Source organism: Chloroflexota bacterium, from assembly GCA_016235055.1.
Lineage (GTDB): Bacteria > Chloroflexota > Anaerolineae > JACRMK01 > JACRMK01 > JACRMK01.
Genome location: JACRMK010000050.1, coordinates 13,628 through 28,411 on the forward strand (window position 1 = coordinate 13,628; position 14,784 = coordinate 28,411).

At 61.5% G+C, this 14,784-nt stretch carries 11 protein-coding genes; all 11 read left to right on the top strand.

The features are described 5' to 3' along the window. Positions 1-9: 9 nt before the first annotated feature. Positions 10-1,620, top strand: coding sequence for a hypothetical protein (locus tag HZB53_12380; protein ID MBI5878437.1), 1,611 nt, complete (start codon positions 10-12; stop codon positions 1,618-1,620). A 66-nt stretch (positions 1,621-1,686) separates the two neighbouring features. Next, entirely contained in the window at positions 1,687-3,111 is a 1,425-nt protein-coding gene (locus HZB53_12385; protein ID MBI5878438.1) for a hypothetical protein, read from the top strand. Then, positions 3,108-3,629, top strand: a complete 522-nt coding sequence (locus HZB53_12390; protein ID MBI5878439.1) for a hypothetical protein — start codon at positions 3,108-3,110, stop codon at positions 3,627-3,629. Before HZB53_12385 ends, HZB53_12390 begins: the two co-directional genes overlap by 4 nt. A 36-nt stretch (positions 3,630-3,665) precedes the next feature. Continuing rightward, entirely contained in the window at positions 3,666-4,874 is a 1,209-nt protein-coding gene (locus tag HZB53_12395; GenBank protein ID MBI5878440.1) for a glycosyltransferase, read from the top strand. After that, complete coding sequence (locus tag HZB53_12400; protein ID MBI5878441.1) at positions 4,871-6,061, top strand: glycosyltransferase family 4 protein; 1,191 nt, start codon at positions 4,871-4,873, stop codon at positions 6,059-6,061. The genes HZB53_12395 and HZB53_12400 overlap by 4 nt, the downstream gene beginning before the upstream one ends. A gap of 394 nt (positions 6,062-6,455) precedes the next feature. Beyond that, entirely contained in the window at positions 6,456-7,115 is a 660-nt protein-coding gene (locus tag HZB53_12405) for a class I SAM-dependent methyltransferase (GenBank protein MBI5878442.1), read from the top strand. A 149-nt stretch (positions 7,116-7,264) separates the two neighbouring features. Continuing rightward, on the top strand, positions 7,265-8,764 hold the full coding sequence (locus HZB53_12410) for a hypothetical protein (GenBank protein MBI5878443.1): 1,500 nt from the start codon (positions 7,265-7,267) through the stop codon (positions 8,762-8,764). Positions 8,765-8,822: 58 nt separating this feature from the next. Further along, positions 8,823-9,914 (top strand): class I SAM-dependent methyltransferase, encoded by a 1,092-nt coding sequence (locus HZB53_12415; GenBank protein MBI5878444.1) that lies wholly within the window; start codon positions 8,823-8,825, stop codon positions 9,912-9,914. Next, entirely contained in the window at positions 9,911-11,104 is a 1,194-nt protein-coding gene (locus tag HZB53_12420) for a glycosyltransferase (GenBank protein MBI5878445.1), read from the top strand. The genes HZB53_12415 and HZB53_12420 overlap by 4 nt, the downstream gene beginning before the upstream one ends. Further along, positions 11,101-12,333: a glycosyltransferase family 4 protein gene (locus HZB53_12425; protein ID MBI5878446.1), complete on the top strand. Its 1,233-nt coding sequence runs from the start codon at positions 11,101-11,103 to the stop codon at positions 12,331-12,333. Before HZB53_12420 ends, HZB53_12425 begins: the two co-directional genes overlap by 4 nt. A 105-nt stretch (positions 12,334-12,438) precedes the next feature. Continuing rightward, positions 12,439-14,484, top strand: a complete 2,046-nt coding sequence (locus tag HZB53_12430; protein MBI5878447.1) for a glycosyltransferase family 39 protein — start codon at positions 12,439-12,441, stop codon at positions 14,482-14,484. The last annotated feature ends 300 nt before the right edge of the window (positions 14,485-14,784 follow it).

Below are 14,784 nucleotides of genomic sequence, written 5' to 3' on the forward strand. Positions count from 1 at the left end.
GCCGATAGGGTGCAAGGGCAACACTATCGCATTGGTCCGCCGTCAGGCACGGCGGGCGACCCATCGGTCGCCGATGTGACGGCAGTCATAACCGCCAACTGCCGCTACGGGCTAACTGGCGGAGAGCCATATGCCAGTTGGCTCGCCGGGCAGAACCTGGGCCTGGGGGCATATCTGGATTTCGGCGCGCACCCCGACACTGCGACGCTACCCGGAGCCGACTACTTCAAGCTTGTTCGCGTGAAGCAGAACCGTCAACTGAACGGCAACGGCACGTACGACTACCTGTCGACCTACACGCTCAGCCCGTCGCTCTCCGCAATCGCCTCGTATGCACGCACGTCTCCCGGTTCGCTCTGGCTGGTCGGCAATGAACCGGATCGCGGCCCCGATTCGCCGACCGATGCCAACCGCGTGCAGGATGATACATACCCCGATATCTACGCGAGAGCCTATCATGATGTATATGCCGAAATAAAGAATGCCGATCCAACGGCGCAGGTGGCTATTGCGGGACTCGTGGAGGTGACACCGGGGCGTCTGAGCTATCTCGATCTGGTGTGGCAGACGTACCAGTCGCTATATGGCGTCACGCCCCCGGTGGACGTGTTCAATGTCCATGCTTACATGCTGCCTGAAACATACGTCGACAATGGTGTGTTGAAGGCAAACAACATTGCGAGCGTGGCCAAGGGAACCCGGCCCGAACTCGGTAAACTTACGTTTATCGGCGTCGTCGGAACGGCGGCGCAGGCGTACTGCAGCGATGACGCCTATTACTGCACCCATGACCATGGCGATGTGAATGAATTCGCGAAGCAGATCGTTGCCATGCGCACGTGGATGAAAGCCAAGGGGCAACAGAATAAGCCTCTGATCATCACCGAATTCGGGCTGCTGTATCCCTACCAGATCATTACCGATCCAGCGAGCCCGTGGTATCCATATGGTTGTTTCCTTCCCGATGAATGGGGCAATTGTTTCACACCGCAGCGCGCCGCACAATACCTCCAGGACACGTTCAATTATTTGAACACGGCGAGCGATCCGAATCTCGGCTATCCCGCAGACAATAACCGCCTGGTGCAGCAGTGGCTCTGGTACGATATGTTTCTGAGCGGAAGTGTTCTGCAAGCGAGCATCATGGATCCCGGCGGCAGCCAGTCGTTCGCGCCCGCGGGCAATGCGCTCAAGAGTATGGTGACCGACCCGGCCAAGTTCCCGCAGACGCTAAACTTCGTAGCCACGCAGGCGCAACCGGGCGCGCAGTACCCGGCGGTCAACGGCATTGGCTTTGACGTGAATGTCGGCGTGCTCAACAACGGCTCGATTCAGCCGGCTGCGCCGGTCGTGGTGACGGTCTATTCAAACGCGGCGCGTACCCAGGTGATTGGCAGCGCGACAATTCGGGGGGTGCGTGGTTGCGCGCGCCGTGAATACCAGGTCAAAGTGCCGGCGCGCGTGCCAGTCGGAACGCGGGGCCAGTTCAACTATTATGTGACGGTTGATCCGGGCAATGTCGCCGGCGAGACGAGCATGGCCGACAACTATCAGCAAGGCTCGATCAATATCACCATTCAACAGGTGCTTCAGTTTTACCTGCCGTTGATTATGCGATAATATGCCCTTGTGAAGTGGTTTACGTCGCGCGATTCTAAACGAACGGAGCTTTTTGCTCCGTTCGCTTTGTTTCTGTTTGCACTGCTGGGCGCGCTGATCTTCCGGCCCGGCATCGTGGACTGGGACGGCGCGGCGCACTACGCCTATCTGCGCTCGGCGGTGCTGGACCGTGATCTCGACTTCGCCAACGATCTGGTGCCCGTGGAGGCGCAACAGCGCACTGTGACGGGCCGCGTGGCCGACAGCGCGCCGGTGGGCGCGGCGCTGGTGTGGACGCCCTGGTTTCTCGCCGCCGACGGTGTCTGCCGCTTGATCGGTGTGTTTGCGCTCTGCTGGGAAGGCTACGGTTGGCTATACGTCACGGCGGTCAGCCTGGGGACCGCGCTGTACGGTTGGGCCGGACTGCTCATGGCACAGCGCTATGCCGCGCATGTCACGTCGCTCGGGTCCGCGTGGGCCGCCACACTCGCCGTCTGGCTCGCATCGCCGTTGCTGGCGTACATGGTTGTGGTACCGTCGATGCCGCACGCCATCGCGTTTGCAGCGACGAGCGCGTTTGTGGCGTGCTGGCCGGCGGTGCGCCAGCGGCCGCGCCTCGCGGTCTGGTTGGGCTGGGGCATGCTGGGCGGCCTGGCAGCATTGCTACGCTGGCAGAGCGCGGTGTGGCTGGTGCTGCCCGCGTTCGAGCTGCTGACAGCGCGCGACCCGCTGTGGCCGCGTGTGCGTCGGGCGGTTGCGCTGGCCTGCGGCTTTGTGCTGGCGTTTTCGCCGCAGATGACGGCCTGGGTTATACTGTTCGGGACGCCGCTCGCGGTACCGCAGGGCGACGGCTTCCTGCTCTGGGCGCGCCCGGAAGTCGCCGCGGTGTTGTTCTCGCCGCTGCACGGACTGGTGTCGTGGATGCCGCTGGCGCTCGTGTGTTTGCTTGGGCTGGCGCGTCTCTTTGTTGTGCGCAAGGATATTGCGCTGCCGCTGGCGGTGGTGCTGGCGCTCTATGTCTACGTCAACAGCATCGTGCTGGACTGGTGGGCCGGAGGCGCGTTCGGTCCGCGCCGCTTTATCGATGCCTTTCCGATCATGATCGTTGGACTGAGCGCCCTGTTTGACTGGCTGCGCGCGCGACTGCGGCTGGCGCTGGTTGCACTGTGTGTGTTGTGCGCGGCCGGGCAGTGGTTGTTCATGGCGGAGTTCTACTCGGCGCGCGTTTTGCCCGGCGAGCCGCTGACGTGGGCCTCGGCGCTTGCGCGCGTACCGGAACTCAGCGCGGCCCAGTGGTTGATATTGCCGTCGATCGTCGGCCAGTGGCACATGGGGCCATTCGGCACGCCGGCGTCCAGTATGACATACCTGGTGGTTTTCGCCGCCGGTGGCTACGTGGTGTGGCTGGCCGTCACGCGCCTGCGGCTTAGCATGCGTATGATGCGCTGGATAGTGGCGCTGGCGGCATGTGCGGTGCTGGGCGTGGACCTATTTCTGCTGACGATATCATGACCGACAACCCCGACACCATACCCGCATCAGCTGAGGCGCTGAACACCCAACTGCGCGATGCACGCAACACCGCTGCTCCGGCGCCTGAGGCACATCGTTTGGTGTCACACGAGTACGGCGACCGGCTTCATGCCGGGTGGATGCTGGCCGCGCCGTCCGGCCTCAGCGATTTGCGGCGCTTGAGTTCGCTGGCACGCGTGCCGCTGCTGGGCGGCCTGCTGGTGTTTCTGCGTGAGCTTGGCAGCGCCGTGTGGCTGCTGGCGCAGCGCCGCTCGCTCATCATGCAGCAGATCCGGTTTAACGAGACGGTGGCCAGCAGTTTCATCTACCTGCAAGACATGACGGAAATCGGCATGCAACTCGATCGCGAGGTGCAATCCTTGAAAACCGACGTGGGCAATCTGGATGCATCACTACTCGCGCACGCCGATCGCCTGTCGGCGCGGCTCGATCGGCTGGAAGCGCGGATGGCGGCGCTGGAACAGGCGCTGGATGATGGCCGCCTGCCGCAACCGTAGTTGCGCGGCCTTCGCAGCTTGCAGCGCCAACCTGATATGACCCGCATCGCATACTTTACGCCGCTCAATCCCCAGCCAACCGGCGTCTCGGATTACAGCGAGGCGCTTATTCCGTATCTTGCGCACCAAGTCGAGGTGGATGTCTTCGCCGACGAATCGGTCGCAGCCGCCTGGCGCGATTCCAACGCACTCCGCGTGTTCGCGCACACGGAGTTTGCCAGACGCCGGCGCGAGCGCCCGCACGATGCGCTGGTGTATCAGATGGGCAACAGCCCGTTCCACCGCCACGAGTACGCGTGGCTCATGCGCTTCCCCGGTGTAACGGTTTTGCACGATCTCGTCCTGCATCACTTTCATCGCGAACGGACCCTGGAATATGGCGATACGGCGGGCTATGCGCGCGAATTGGCTTATAGCGGTGGAGCGGCGGGGGCGCGGCTTGCTGAGGAAGCGATGGGCGGGCGTAGCCCGTATCCGCTGTACACGATGCCGCTGTTCGAACGTGTGGTCGATGCCAGTCGCGTGGTCGTTGTGCACAGCGCGCACGCTGCGCGCCAGATCCTGGCGGTGCGCCCACAGGCGACCGTGCTGCACGCGCCGCTCTTTTGCGATCCCCGTGCGCTCGTTGCCGATCCGTTGCGTACAGCGCGACTGCGCGAACAATGGCAGATCGGCCCGGAGGCTTTTGTGGTGGCAGCCTTCGGCCGGCTGGACGCGCAGAAGCGGCTGGAAACGCTCCTGCATGCGTTGTCGCGCCTGCGCGAGAGCGTGCCCACGGCGGTATGCCTGCTGGTCGGCGAGCCGGTGCCGCTGTTTGACCTGCGCGGCCTGATTGCGCAAAGCGGGGTTGGCAGCCATGTGCGTCTCACCGGGCGATTGCCGCTGGACGACTTCTACGCGTCATTCGACTTGGCCGATGTCGCCGTCAACCTGCGCGATCCAACAGCCGGGGAAAGTTCGGCGGTGGCGATTCAACTGCTTGGGCGCGGCGTACCGCTCGTGGTGTCCGATGCCGGCTCGTATGCCGAACTGCCTGACGACGTGGCCATCAAGGCGGCGACCGGGCGCCTTGAATTGGAGCAGCTCACACATGCACTGACCATCCTGGCGGCTCAACCAGCGCTGCGCGCGGCGCTGCGCAAGTCGGCGCGCCGGTATGCCGCCGACTATCACAGGCCGGAGCATACAGCGGCGGTCTATTTCGCGGCGATTGACGGCGCGCGGCGGCGGACGGACGGGCGATGACTCGGATTCTGTCAGACCTGCTCCCGTTGCAAGTCGAGCCGACGCGGCATCGCGGTATCGGTCAATACGCTTGGCACACCATCGATGCGCTATTGAAACACAACGCGGCCGACCAGACGCACCTGCTGGCGATTCACCCCGATCTACCGGCGCCGCCCCCGTTTACCACCGAAGGCGCGGCCTGGCGCGTGGTGAACGTCGACCAGCCGGCTGCTGACTACCGAGCGGAGGCCTGGCTGGCGTTCCAGCCGGCCTATGCCGACATGTGGCAGCGGATCATCGATGCCAATGCGGTCGACGTCTTGTTTGTGCACAGCCCCTTTGAGCTTGTCGCGCCGCCGCACAGCCGGCCGGCTCGCGCTCGACTTGTCCTGACGGTCTTCGATCTGATCCCGTTGATCTTCGCCGATCACTACCTGAAAACGACGCCCCCGTGGTATGCTGGCCGGTACGCGCAAGTGTGCGATCTGATCCGGCATGCCGACCAGATCATAACAATTTCGGACTGTTCCCGGCGTGATATAATGGAGCGGCTCGGCGTCGCTCCCACGCGGATCCGCGTTGCGCCACCGGGGCCGAGCGCATTTGTGCTGCGCCCGCCCACGCCAGAAACCGAGCGATCGATGCGGCAACGCTGGAGATTGCGAGACGGCTTCGTACTGTGCACGACCGGCTATGATCACCGCAAAAACCTGCCACGGGCACTGGATGCTTATGCGCGCCTGCCGGCCCCCCTGCGGCAAGCGTACCCGTTGGTGGTCGTCTGTCGTCTGTCGGCGGTTGAAGGGCAGTCGCTGCGCAGCGAAATACGCGCGCGCAAGCTGGGTCGGCAGGTTGTGCTGACCAACTACGTGTCGGAAGAGGCGCTGTCGGCGCTGTATCGCATGGCGACGGTGCAGTTTTTCCCGTCGCTATACGAAGGGTTCGGCCTGCCCGTGCTCGACGCGATGGCGTGCGGATTGCCGGTTATCACGTCGAACTGCTCGGCCATGCCCGAAGTCGCCGGCGATGCGGCCGTGCTGGTGGATCCGTGCGACGTCGACGCGATGGCGGCGGCGCTGGCGCGGGTGTTGGAGAGCGAGACGCTGCAGGCGGAGTTGCGGGCGCGGGGGCTGGCGCAAGCGGTGCGCTTCGAGTGGATGCGGACAGGACAGCAGTTGGCCAGCATTCTCTCGAGTTCCGCATAGGCGGCATGGAGATTCAACAACGCTGGTGCGCAGCCGGCTTGTAAAGGCGCTTTGCAGTTCTGGCGCGCGCGTTCGGCCCACCTGTCATGCCGGCGTGTTGTTGGCCGCAGGCCAGTTTGCAGCTGCCGCAATTGCGCGCATCTGGATTCGCGCACGCCCCTCTGGATTGCAGCGTGCGGCCGAATGACAAACCAGTGCCTAACTCAAGTGTACCCGCTCTTATCTCAAGTTTGGCCCGGCCGTGCCAGTTTCATATAATACCATGATGGCTTTGGGCAATTATCGAAACGGAAGCGCAGGCTGCAAAGCCGATGTTTGCCATCGGGCTGAAACGCTGATTGATAATCACGTCCTAGTGTGGTGATCACCAGCGCACCATGTGGAGGTGGAGTAGTTGGCGTATCCCAATCAATGGAGCACGGCGCAGTATCATGAGCTGGCGTTCTGGCGCCATGTGCGCGTCAATGGCTACGACGGGCTGCCCTGGCCCAAGCTATTCCAGAAACATGGGGAAGACACCCTGAGCCTGCTCTCAAAGCTCAAACCCATCACGCAGTTCAGTGCTGACACCGTAGTGGATTTCGGCTGCGGCCCCATCGGAGTTCCCTGCTATCTGCAGTGCAAACACGTGATCGGGATAGACCCGTTGATGGGCGCATACGGGCATGAGTTTGAGCATCTGCGGACGCGGGCGGACGCTGTTCATTGGATTGCATCAAGGGGCGAGGAAGCTCCCCTGCGCAACGCTAGCGCCGATGTCGTGTTCAGCCGAAATGTCCTGGATCACGTGGAGTCACCACCCGCATGGGTAGCCGAGTTTGTGCGCGTGTTGAGGCCCGGTGGACTATTTCTGCTGTATGTGAACCTTGCGGAAGATTGGAATAAAGAGGGCACGGATGTTGAGCTACACCCATACAGTTTCACCGAGGCTGAGGTTATCGACCTATTGAACGGCTTTCCTTTGGAGTTTAGCTATTACGTAGATCGCCAGGCGCGCGCACGGGATGCTCGTCTTGAAGTGCCGATCATCATCACTGGCAAACGCACGGAGTAGTGTTCCCACGTGACCGGCCTTGTACACGGGTGCGGACGTAGTACTGTTTCGGCCTGACCATATCCCACTTCAACCAGACTCGACCAGCATCGAGCGGGGCGGGTGTCATTGCAGAACTAACAGGCCGTAGGGCTCGAATTGGCGGAGACATGTCTGTCACGATGCGAGAAGTAAAGTGGGCCGCAGGCATTGGCTTGCTGATTGTCGCGGCGGTCGTCATTCTATGGACAGATGCGCCGTATGACATTGATGACGCCCCGATTACGTATCGCTATGCCGAGAATCTCGCCATGGGCAACGGCTTCGTCTATAACGTGGGAGAGCGCGTACAAGGTACGAGCACGCCCTTGTACACGTTGTTGCTAGCGGCGGCGCGTGTTGCCGGGCAACCGGTGGCGGCGACCAGCAACATGATCGGATTGGCCTCGTCGTTGACGGCCATTGCGCTAACCCTGGTAATTGTTCAGTCGCTGGGTGGCTCATTTCTGCAGAGTGTCATTGCGGGAGTTATTCTGCTGTGCCAGCCATCGTTTCTCCGTTACACAATGGCCGGCATGGAAACGCCGCTGTACACACTGCTTATCATGCTGTCGCTTGTCCTGCTAATACGCCGGCAATACACGTTCAGTGCAGCCTCGGCGGCGCTGGCTGCATTGACCCGTCTTGACGGGCTGATTATTGTGGTGACGATCTGGTTGTTCTGCGCGCTGAAACAGAAACGCCTTCCCATCGACATAATTCTGTTGTCCGTGATCCTCTTGGCCCCATGGTATGCCTTTGCCACGGCATACTTCGGATCACCGTTGCCCCTTTCGATGGTCGCCAAACAGCAGCATCTCATCGGCTCGGGGGCAAGCCGATACTGGATTTGGGAATGGCTGTTTGTCACGCCGTGGCGGGACGGATTCTACATGCTCCCGTTCCTGCTGATAGGGCTGGGCAGAGCATTGCGCAGCAAACTTGAGGTGGAGCGGTCGGCTGCGAGCCTCGTGTGGCTGGCAGCCTATCTCCTGGCCTATACCGCAATCGGCATTCCTTTCTACGAATGGTACGTCATGCCAGCCTATCCCGTGCTAGCCGTGCTCATCTCGGAAGGCCTGGCAAGCGTCGGCAGCATACTCACCTGGATGTACCGGCGTGTTTCCGGCTTGCGCGTTCTGTTTGGTACAATTCCCGCAGGTGCGACGCCGGACGAAGACACGGCGGTGCAGCCATCGGGCCTTCCCGTGCCTGGGCACGATAGACGCTGGGGCGCGCTGCTTAGCGGAGCGGCTATGGTATTCTTCCTGATCGTGCTGTTGCCCGCGCAAGTTCGCCACGCGTATTCGAGCGTCACGGGCTTCAAAGAGTACCTACTTAAGGTGGAAGGCACGCGTGTGTCCATCGGACAATGGCTGCGCGATAACACGCCGGCCGACAGTGAAGTGCTTACGGGCGGTATCGGCCACATCGGCTACGAATCGCAACGCTATGTCATCGACAGTGCGGGGCTGGTAACTCCGGGGCAAATCCGGCGCAGCCACACTCCGGATTATTTCGTGCTCGATGACCTGCCGGAAGCGAAAAAGTGTGGTGTGGTGAAAGAATTTGCGACCGCGTGGCCGGTCAATCCAATGGTATTTTCGGTTACGCGTTGCTTTCGTCCATAGTCGTCATAGAATCGCGGAGCCTATATGTCGACCGATAGCTTATTGGGGCAGGTGTGCGTTGAATGCTGACTTCGAAGCACGATTCTACGATTACATGTATTCATGCGGTCACATCAGTGCCGAGGCCAACCTGAGCCACTTGCGAGAGTACCTGGGCTACTTTTCACCCGGTGCACTGGTGCTTGATGTCGGGTGTGGCCAGGGCGATTTCATGGAACTGTTGCGCGCGCGCGGATGTCAACCGCGCGGCGTGGACAGCGACCCGCGCATGGTGAAGGCCTGCAACGCCCGCGGGCTGTCGGTTCACCTCGGCGATGCGCTTGAGTATCTCCGTGGTTCCGCAGGCACATTTGACGGCATTTTTCTTTCCAACGTCATCGAGCACTTCCCCGCTTCGCAGGCCGTCGGTCTCTTCGCGCTCGCATTCCGCGCGCTCAAGCCCGGCGGCACGTTTCTGGTGGCGGTCCCCAATCCGGAAAGCCTGATTGTGCACCTGTATGAGTTTTGGCGCGACGCCACGCACGCCAGACTGTACAATCGCCTGCTGCTGGAGTTCATGTTGGTATACAGCGGCTTCCAGCTCGCGGCCAGCGGCACGAACCCGGCGACGGGTTGGAGTCCGCCTCTGGCACGGTTCAACCTGCAAGACTTATCTGTACCAGATGGTAACTTGGCAGGTGAGCCCCCCATCACGTCGAATCCTGCGCTTGGTGCGGACGGTGTGTCGGGTATAGACGGCCACGTTGTGGCTCTACCCGGCAGCGAGCCGCACGGGTCGGTTCGCACACCGGCCGAGAGCCAGCAGTCCGATTCATCGTCAACCGGCATTCGCGTATCCATCCGGAATGTATTTGTGCGAATCGTCGCAAATCCGGTTGGTCGCATGCTCGGCCTGGACGCTGTACGGGATGCCATCGCGCTCGTTTCGGTGCGAGTGGATCGGGTGGAGGAGCGCGAGCAACGACTTATGGAGGCGGTGCTGCGGCTTGAGAAGCGCGAGCGGCGCCTGGCAGCGCACGTGCAATCGCTCGAAGCGCAGGAGAGCCACCTGGTGGAGGTTACTCAATCGTTGCGCGAGGCAACGCTTTTCCTGTATCCACCGCGCGAAACATTTGTGGTGGGTCGCCGGCCGGATGGAACGGCGACATGAAGATTGCGTTCCTCACGCCCTACCTGCCCTTTCCGCCGGATACGGGCGGCAAAATGCGCAGCTTCCATCTGATCAAGCAATTGGCGCGCTGCCACGAGCTGAATGTCTTTTCTGTATATCACGGAGCTGACGAGCCGGCACAGGCCGACGGCATCCGTGCCTTGTGCGTGCGACTGGTCCTGGTCAAGTTGGTTAAGTCGTGGCGGGAAACAGACCGCGCCAGACGCATGCTGTCCGCTCTGCCGCGCAGCGTCGATCACTTCCAAACGCCGGAGAGCCTCCTGTCCATTCGCGCCCAGTTGCAGAGCGGCGGCTATGACCTGGTGTTTGTGGACGAACTCGTCATGGCGGCGTACACGGCGGGCTTGCATTCCATGCGGCGCATCCTGTCGCAACAGAAGATCGATTTCTGGCATTACTACGAAACGGCTGCCGCGCGGCCCTGGGGAAAGGTAAAACTGCTTGACTACATCGAGAGCCTGAAGCTTCGCCGGTTCCAGGCGCGCGCGCTTCGCGATGCCTATGACCTTCATTTAGTATGCTCGCGCGATGACGAGCGGATGCTAAGCAAGCTGCGCCCCGAGACGCGCTTCGCCATCATGCCCAATGGTGTGGATACCGCGTATTTTGCGCCACGCGCCGACTGGCCTACCGACGGCGAGACGAATGCGCCGACGCTGGTCTATTCGGGCACAATGCATTACTACCCCAACATCGATGCCGTGCTCTACTTCTGGCGGGAAATCTACCCGCGCTTGCTGGTGTGCGTGCCTGACGTGCGCATCCTGATCGTGGGACACCAGCCGCCGCCGGAGATACTCCGGCTGGGGGAGCACCCGAACGTGGTGGTCACCGGGAGCGTGCCGGATGTCAGGCCCTATCTGGCGCGCAGCACCGCCATGTTCGTGCCGCTTCGACTCGGGGGTGGCACCCGTCTGAAGATTCTCGAAGCCATGGCCATGGGAGTGCCTGTCATATCAACCACCATTGGCTGCCAGGGCCTGAATGTGGAAGATGGGCTCCACATCGTTGTGGCAGATGACCCGGAAGTGTTCGCTGCCAAGGCCGCAGCCTTGCTGGTGGACCGTGATCTGCAGCACCGCCTTTCTGCCAGTGCGCGGGAGCTATCGGCGACCTACGATTGGAGCCGCCTGGTTCATACGATGCTTAACACGTGGCAAACGCGATGAGACTGCTGCTCATCAACAACCTGTATCCGCCGTATATTGTGGGCGGCAATGAGATGCTCGCACATGACGTCGTAACGGAATTGCGCCGTCGCGGCCACACAGTGTCCATCGCAACTGGGCGCGGCGTCCGCCTGCCCGACGGCGAAGCGGTGCATGGCATCCTCAACCTGGACCTGGATAGAAAAGAAGAATCGTTTCTGGGTGGGCGGGAGCCGACGGCCGGCGACCTCATCAACTGGCATCTGTTCAACAGGCGCAGCTACCAGGCCGTGCGGCGGCTGATTCGGTCGACCGACCCCGAGTTGGTTGTCGTGTGGAACCTGTATCTCGCATCGATGTCGCCATTGATCGCGGCCCAGCACAGCGGACGTCCGGTCGTCGTGCAGGTGGCCGACAAGTGGTTGGATTATGGCCTGAAGCACATTGGCGCGCTGGTGCGACCGGGCCGGCAGTCGCACCAATGGTTGGTGCGAGCTTCGCAGGCGTTCGTGCAGCCGATTCTGTACTGGTTGGGGCGACCTGAACACATTGTCGCCATTAGTGAATTCATGCGCGACTACTATGTTCGCCAGGGTTTCGACGCGGAGACGTTGCGCGCGATACATCTCGGCGTGCCAACCGATTTGTTTGCGTTCACGCCGCGCGCAAACCGCACCGGCCCGTTGCGCCTGCTGTATGTCGGATCGCTCTGGGGAGGGAAAGGCGCGCATATCGCTGTGCGGGCGCTGGGTGTGCTCCAGCGCAACGGCCATACCGAGCTTACACTCGATCTGTACGGCGATGGAACGCAAGAGTTCAAGAACTGGCTGCTCGGCGTTATCGCCGAAGAAGGCCTGGAGCAGCAGGTCTCCTTGTGCGGGTTTGCAACGCGCGACGCCGTCCGTGCCGCCATGCTGTCGCACGACATACTGGTCTTCCCATCGTTGTGGGATGAGCCATTCGCGGCCGTGCCCGTCGAGGCGATGAGTTGCGGTATGGCCATCGCCGCCGCCATGGCGGGCGGTACGGCCGAGGCCGTCGTGAACGAGGCGACCGGGCTGTTGGTGCCGCCCAATGATGTGGCCGCCATGGCCGGCGCGCTTGAGCGACTGGTCACCGATCCGGAATTGCGGCTGCGTCTGGGTGAAAATGCCGCGCAGGTTGCGCGTGAACGGTTTGATTTCGCACGCTATGTCGATCGCCTGGAAAGCTACTACGCACAGTTGATTTCCAATCCCCGAAGCGCATAGCCAACGCGCAAACGCCGCGTTTTGGTACGAGGCCTGACTCAATTGACCCAATCTCGCAAACGGTTCACGTGGGATGTGCACGACGATAGCGTCAGCCAATCCCGCATGAGCGAATCGGCGGCGCGAGCGCTGCCCGGTGAGCAGTTGTTTCTGGCACTGTTGGTGCTGGTGCTCACCGTCACGTGGCTTGGTGTTGCGCTGGCGCAATTCGGCGTATTCTCCCTTGTGAACACCGCGGCCGGTGCCGGGGCCATCCTGGCGCTCGTGGGCTGGTGGGCTCGGCGTCGCATTCGTTGGCATCTGCCGGTTGTTGGCTGGCCACACGTGGCCGTTGCTCTGCCGGTCATACTTGCGACGGTCCTCTTTGCACAGCCGACTGAACATTATCCACTAATCGGCGACTCGGCCATCTATCCGAACACGGGCGCGTTGCTGGCTCAGACGGCAGGCCTGACGTATGAATACACGCCGTTCCGGGGCCTGACGCCGGATGAGAAGAAGCTCTTCTATGTGCCGTCCGATGAGCAGATTCCTGGCATGGTCATTGTGGGATACCAGGGACTGCTCTACGGCGCCTATTACGTTGTCGATGCAGATTCGAACCACATCGTATCATCACGGCCGGCCGGGTTCATCGTCTGGCTGGCGCTGGCGTTTGCGGCGTTTGGCCGCGCGGCCGTGTTCTCGGTGACACCCCTGTTTGGTGTAATGGGCGTGACAGCGCTTTATCTTGCAGGTGCGCGGCTCTACGGGTTCCGCACCGGGATGCTGGCAGCGCTCCTGCTCGTCGTGAGCTTCCCGCAGATTCATTTCGCGCGCACACCGTATGCCGAAGCAATGGCTCAGGCGCTCGTCTGGGGTGGTTTGTACTGCGTGTTTACGTACTTGTCCAGGCCGCGCCGGATGTACCTGCTGATCGCCGCCGCCAGTTTTGGCGCCGCTATACTGACACGAATCGATGCCCTGGCCAGCGTATTGCCCGCGCTGGTGGTTGTCTTTCTGCTGATTGCGCGCCGCGATGCATGGGGCGCTGCAATCTTCCTGTGCTGGATGGCATTGTCAATCGCAGGCTGGCTCGTCAATGCCATGACCTGGCTTGCCCCGTATGTATTGGCATCGCAGCAGTTGTTTTCAATCTACGTATACGGTTTTCTAAAGATCTGGCCGTGGCTGGCGGCCATTGGCGGTGCGACAGCACTGGCCGTTGCGGTGCTGCTCTATCAGCACGGCCTGCGGGCACGCGACGCCGCACTCGGCCTGGCCGCCAACACATTTGTGCGTGGGTTGTTTGCCGCGCTCGTCATCGGCATCACGCTGTACCTGTACTTCATTCACCCGGTATGGCCGCCGGTTCGCGCGGGTATACCGCCGAACGATATGCTCCCCAGGCTGGGCCTCTATCTTACGCCATTGCTTATTGCGGCAGCGGCCTTTGGGTTAGTGCTGTGTTTCTGGCAGAGTCCGCGCGGGCACGACATCGTGCTGATGACCTTCACCGTGCTCTTTGCGGGCCTCTTTCTCCCGCGGTACACATCCGCCGCCGTATATCCGGTGGCATTGCGACGGTTGACGCCTGAAGTCATCCCCGCACTACTGCTTTTTGCCAGCTACTTCATTGGATGGGCGATCTCGCGTTCGTTCTGGCGCCGTATGTTTCCCACGACCCTCCGGAATGCACAGGTTGCCGTTCTCGCCTTAGTCATGAGCGGTGTGCTCGCGACATCGGCCCCTTACCTTGTATATCAAGAAGCTCAAGGGACAACGCAGTTCGCTTCGTCTTTGGCCGAAGTATTCCCGACTGACGCCGTAATCATTTTTGAGCCGATAGGGGATAGCTCGCAGGTTGGCTGGTTCGCGTGTCCGCTCTGGTCCGTCTACGGGCGGGACGCCGTATTGCTGTCCAAGCCGGCGGTCGATCAACGCCTGCTCATGAGCGCCGTGTCGAAGTGGCTTGCGCAAGGCAGACCGGTGTACTTCGTCAGCGAGTCTGAGGCGTCTGCGTCGGCGCCTGGGAGAATTCGCTACACAATGACAGGCCGATTGCGTTGGGACTCGTCGCTCATTGGCCAATCGCGGGACTTGTTCCCGCCATTCATTTGGCGATTCGATATGCCATTCTACATATTTCGCTTGACTGAGCAAACATTGTAGGCCGGTCGTCTGGCTGTGCCTGTCCACATCGGTGCGAATCCATGCAGCGCGTTGAGTATGAAGGACGTACGCTGTGCGGCTCCGGGGGTATTGGGTGTGTCCGCACATAGGCGTAATGCGGCGTCGGAATGCGCGCGTGTGTTGCCGTGAAGTTGGGGCTTGGCGACTCGCGCATGCGATTTGGGATGTACGAATAACCTATGGTAAACTCACTCGTTGGCGCGCATGCCACTGCCGCCGCGATCCCCGCGTCGAACGGTCGACGACGACCTGATCGGCCGCACCGCCGGAATGCGCCGG

Coding starts and splice junctions, on each gene's coding strand:
- HZB53_12390 (MBI5878439.1), top strand. CDS start 3,108: ATGACCGACAACCCCGACACCATACCCGCATCAGCTGAGGCGCTGAAC.
- HZB53_12395 (MBI5878440.1), top strand. CDS start 3,666: ATGACCCGCATCGCATACTTTACGCCGCTCAATCCCCAGCCAACCGGC.
- HZB53_12400 (MBI5878441.1), top strand. CDS start 4,871: ATGACTCGGATTCTGTCAGACCTGCTCCCGTTGCAAGTCGAGCCGACG.
- HZB53_12410 (MBI5878443.1), top strand. CDS start 7,265: ATGTCTGTCACGATGCGAGAAGTAAAGTGGGCCGCAGGCATTGGCTTG.
- HZB53_12420 (MBI5878445.1), top strand. CDS start 9,911: ATGAAGATTGCGTTCCTCACGCCCTACCTGCCCTTTCCGCCGGATACG.
- HZB53_12425 (MBI5878446.1), top strand. CDS start 11,101: ATGAGACTGCTGCTCATCAACAACCTGTATCCGCCGTATATTGTGGGC.
- HZB53_12430 (MBI5878447.1), top strand. CDS start 12,439: ATGAGCGAATCGGCGGCGCGAGCGCTGCCCGGTGAGCAGTTGTTTCTG.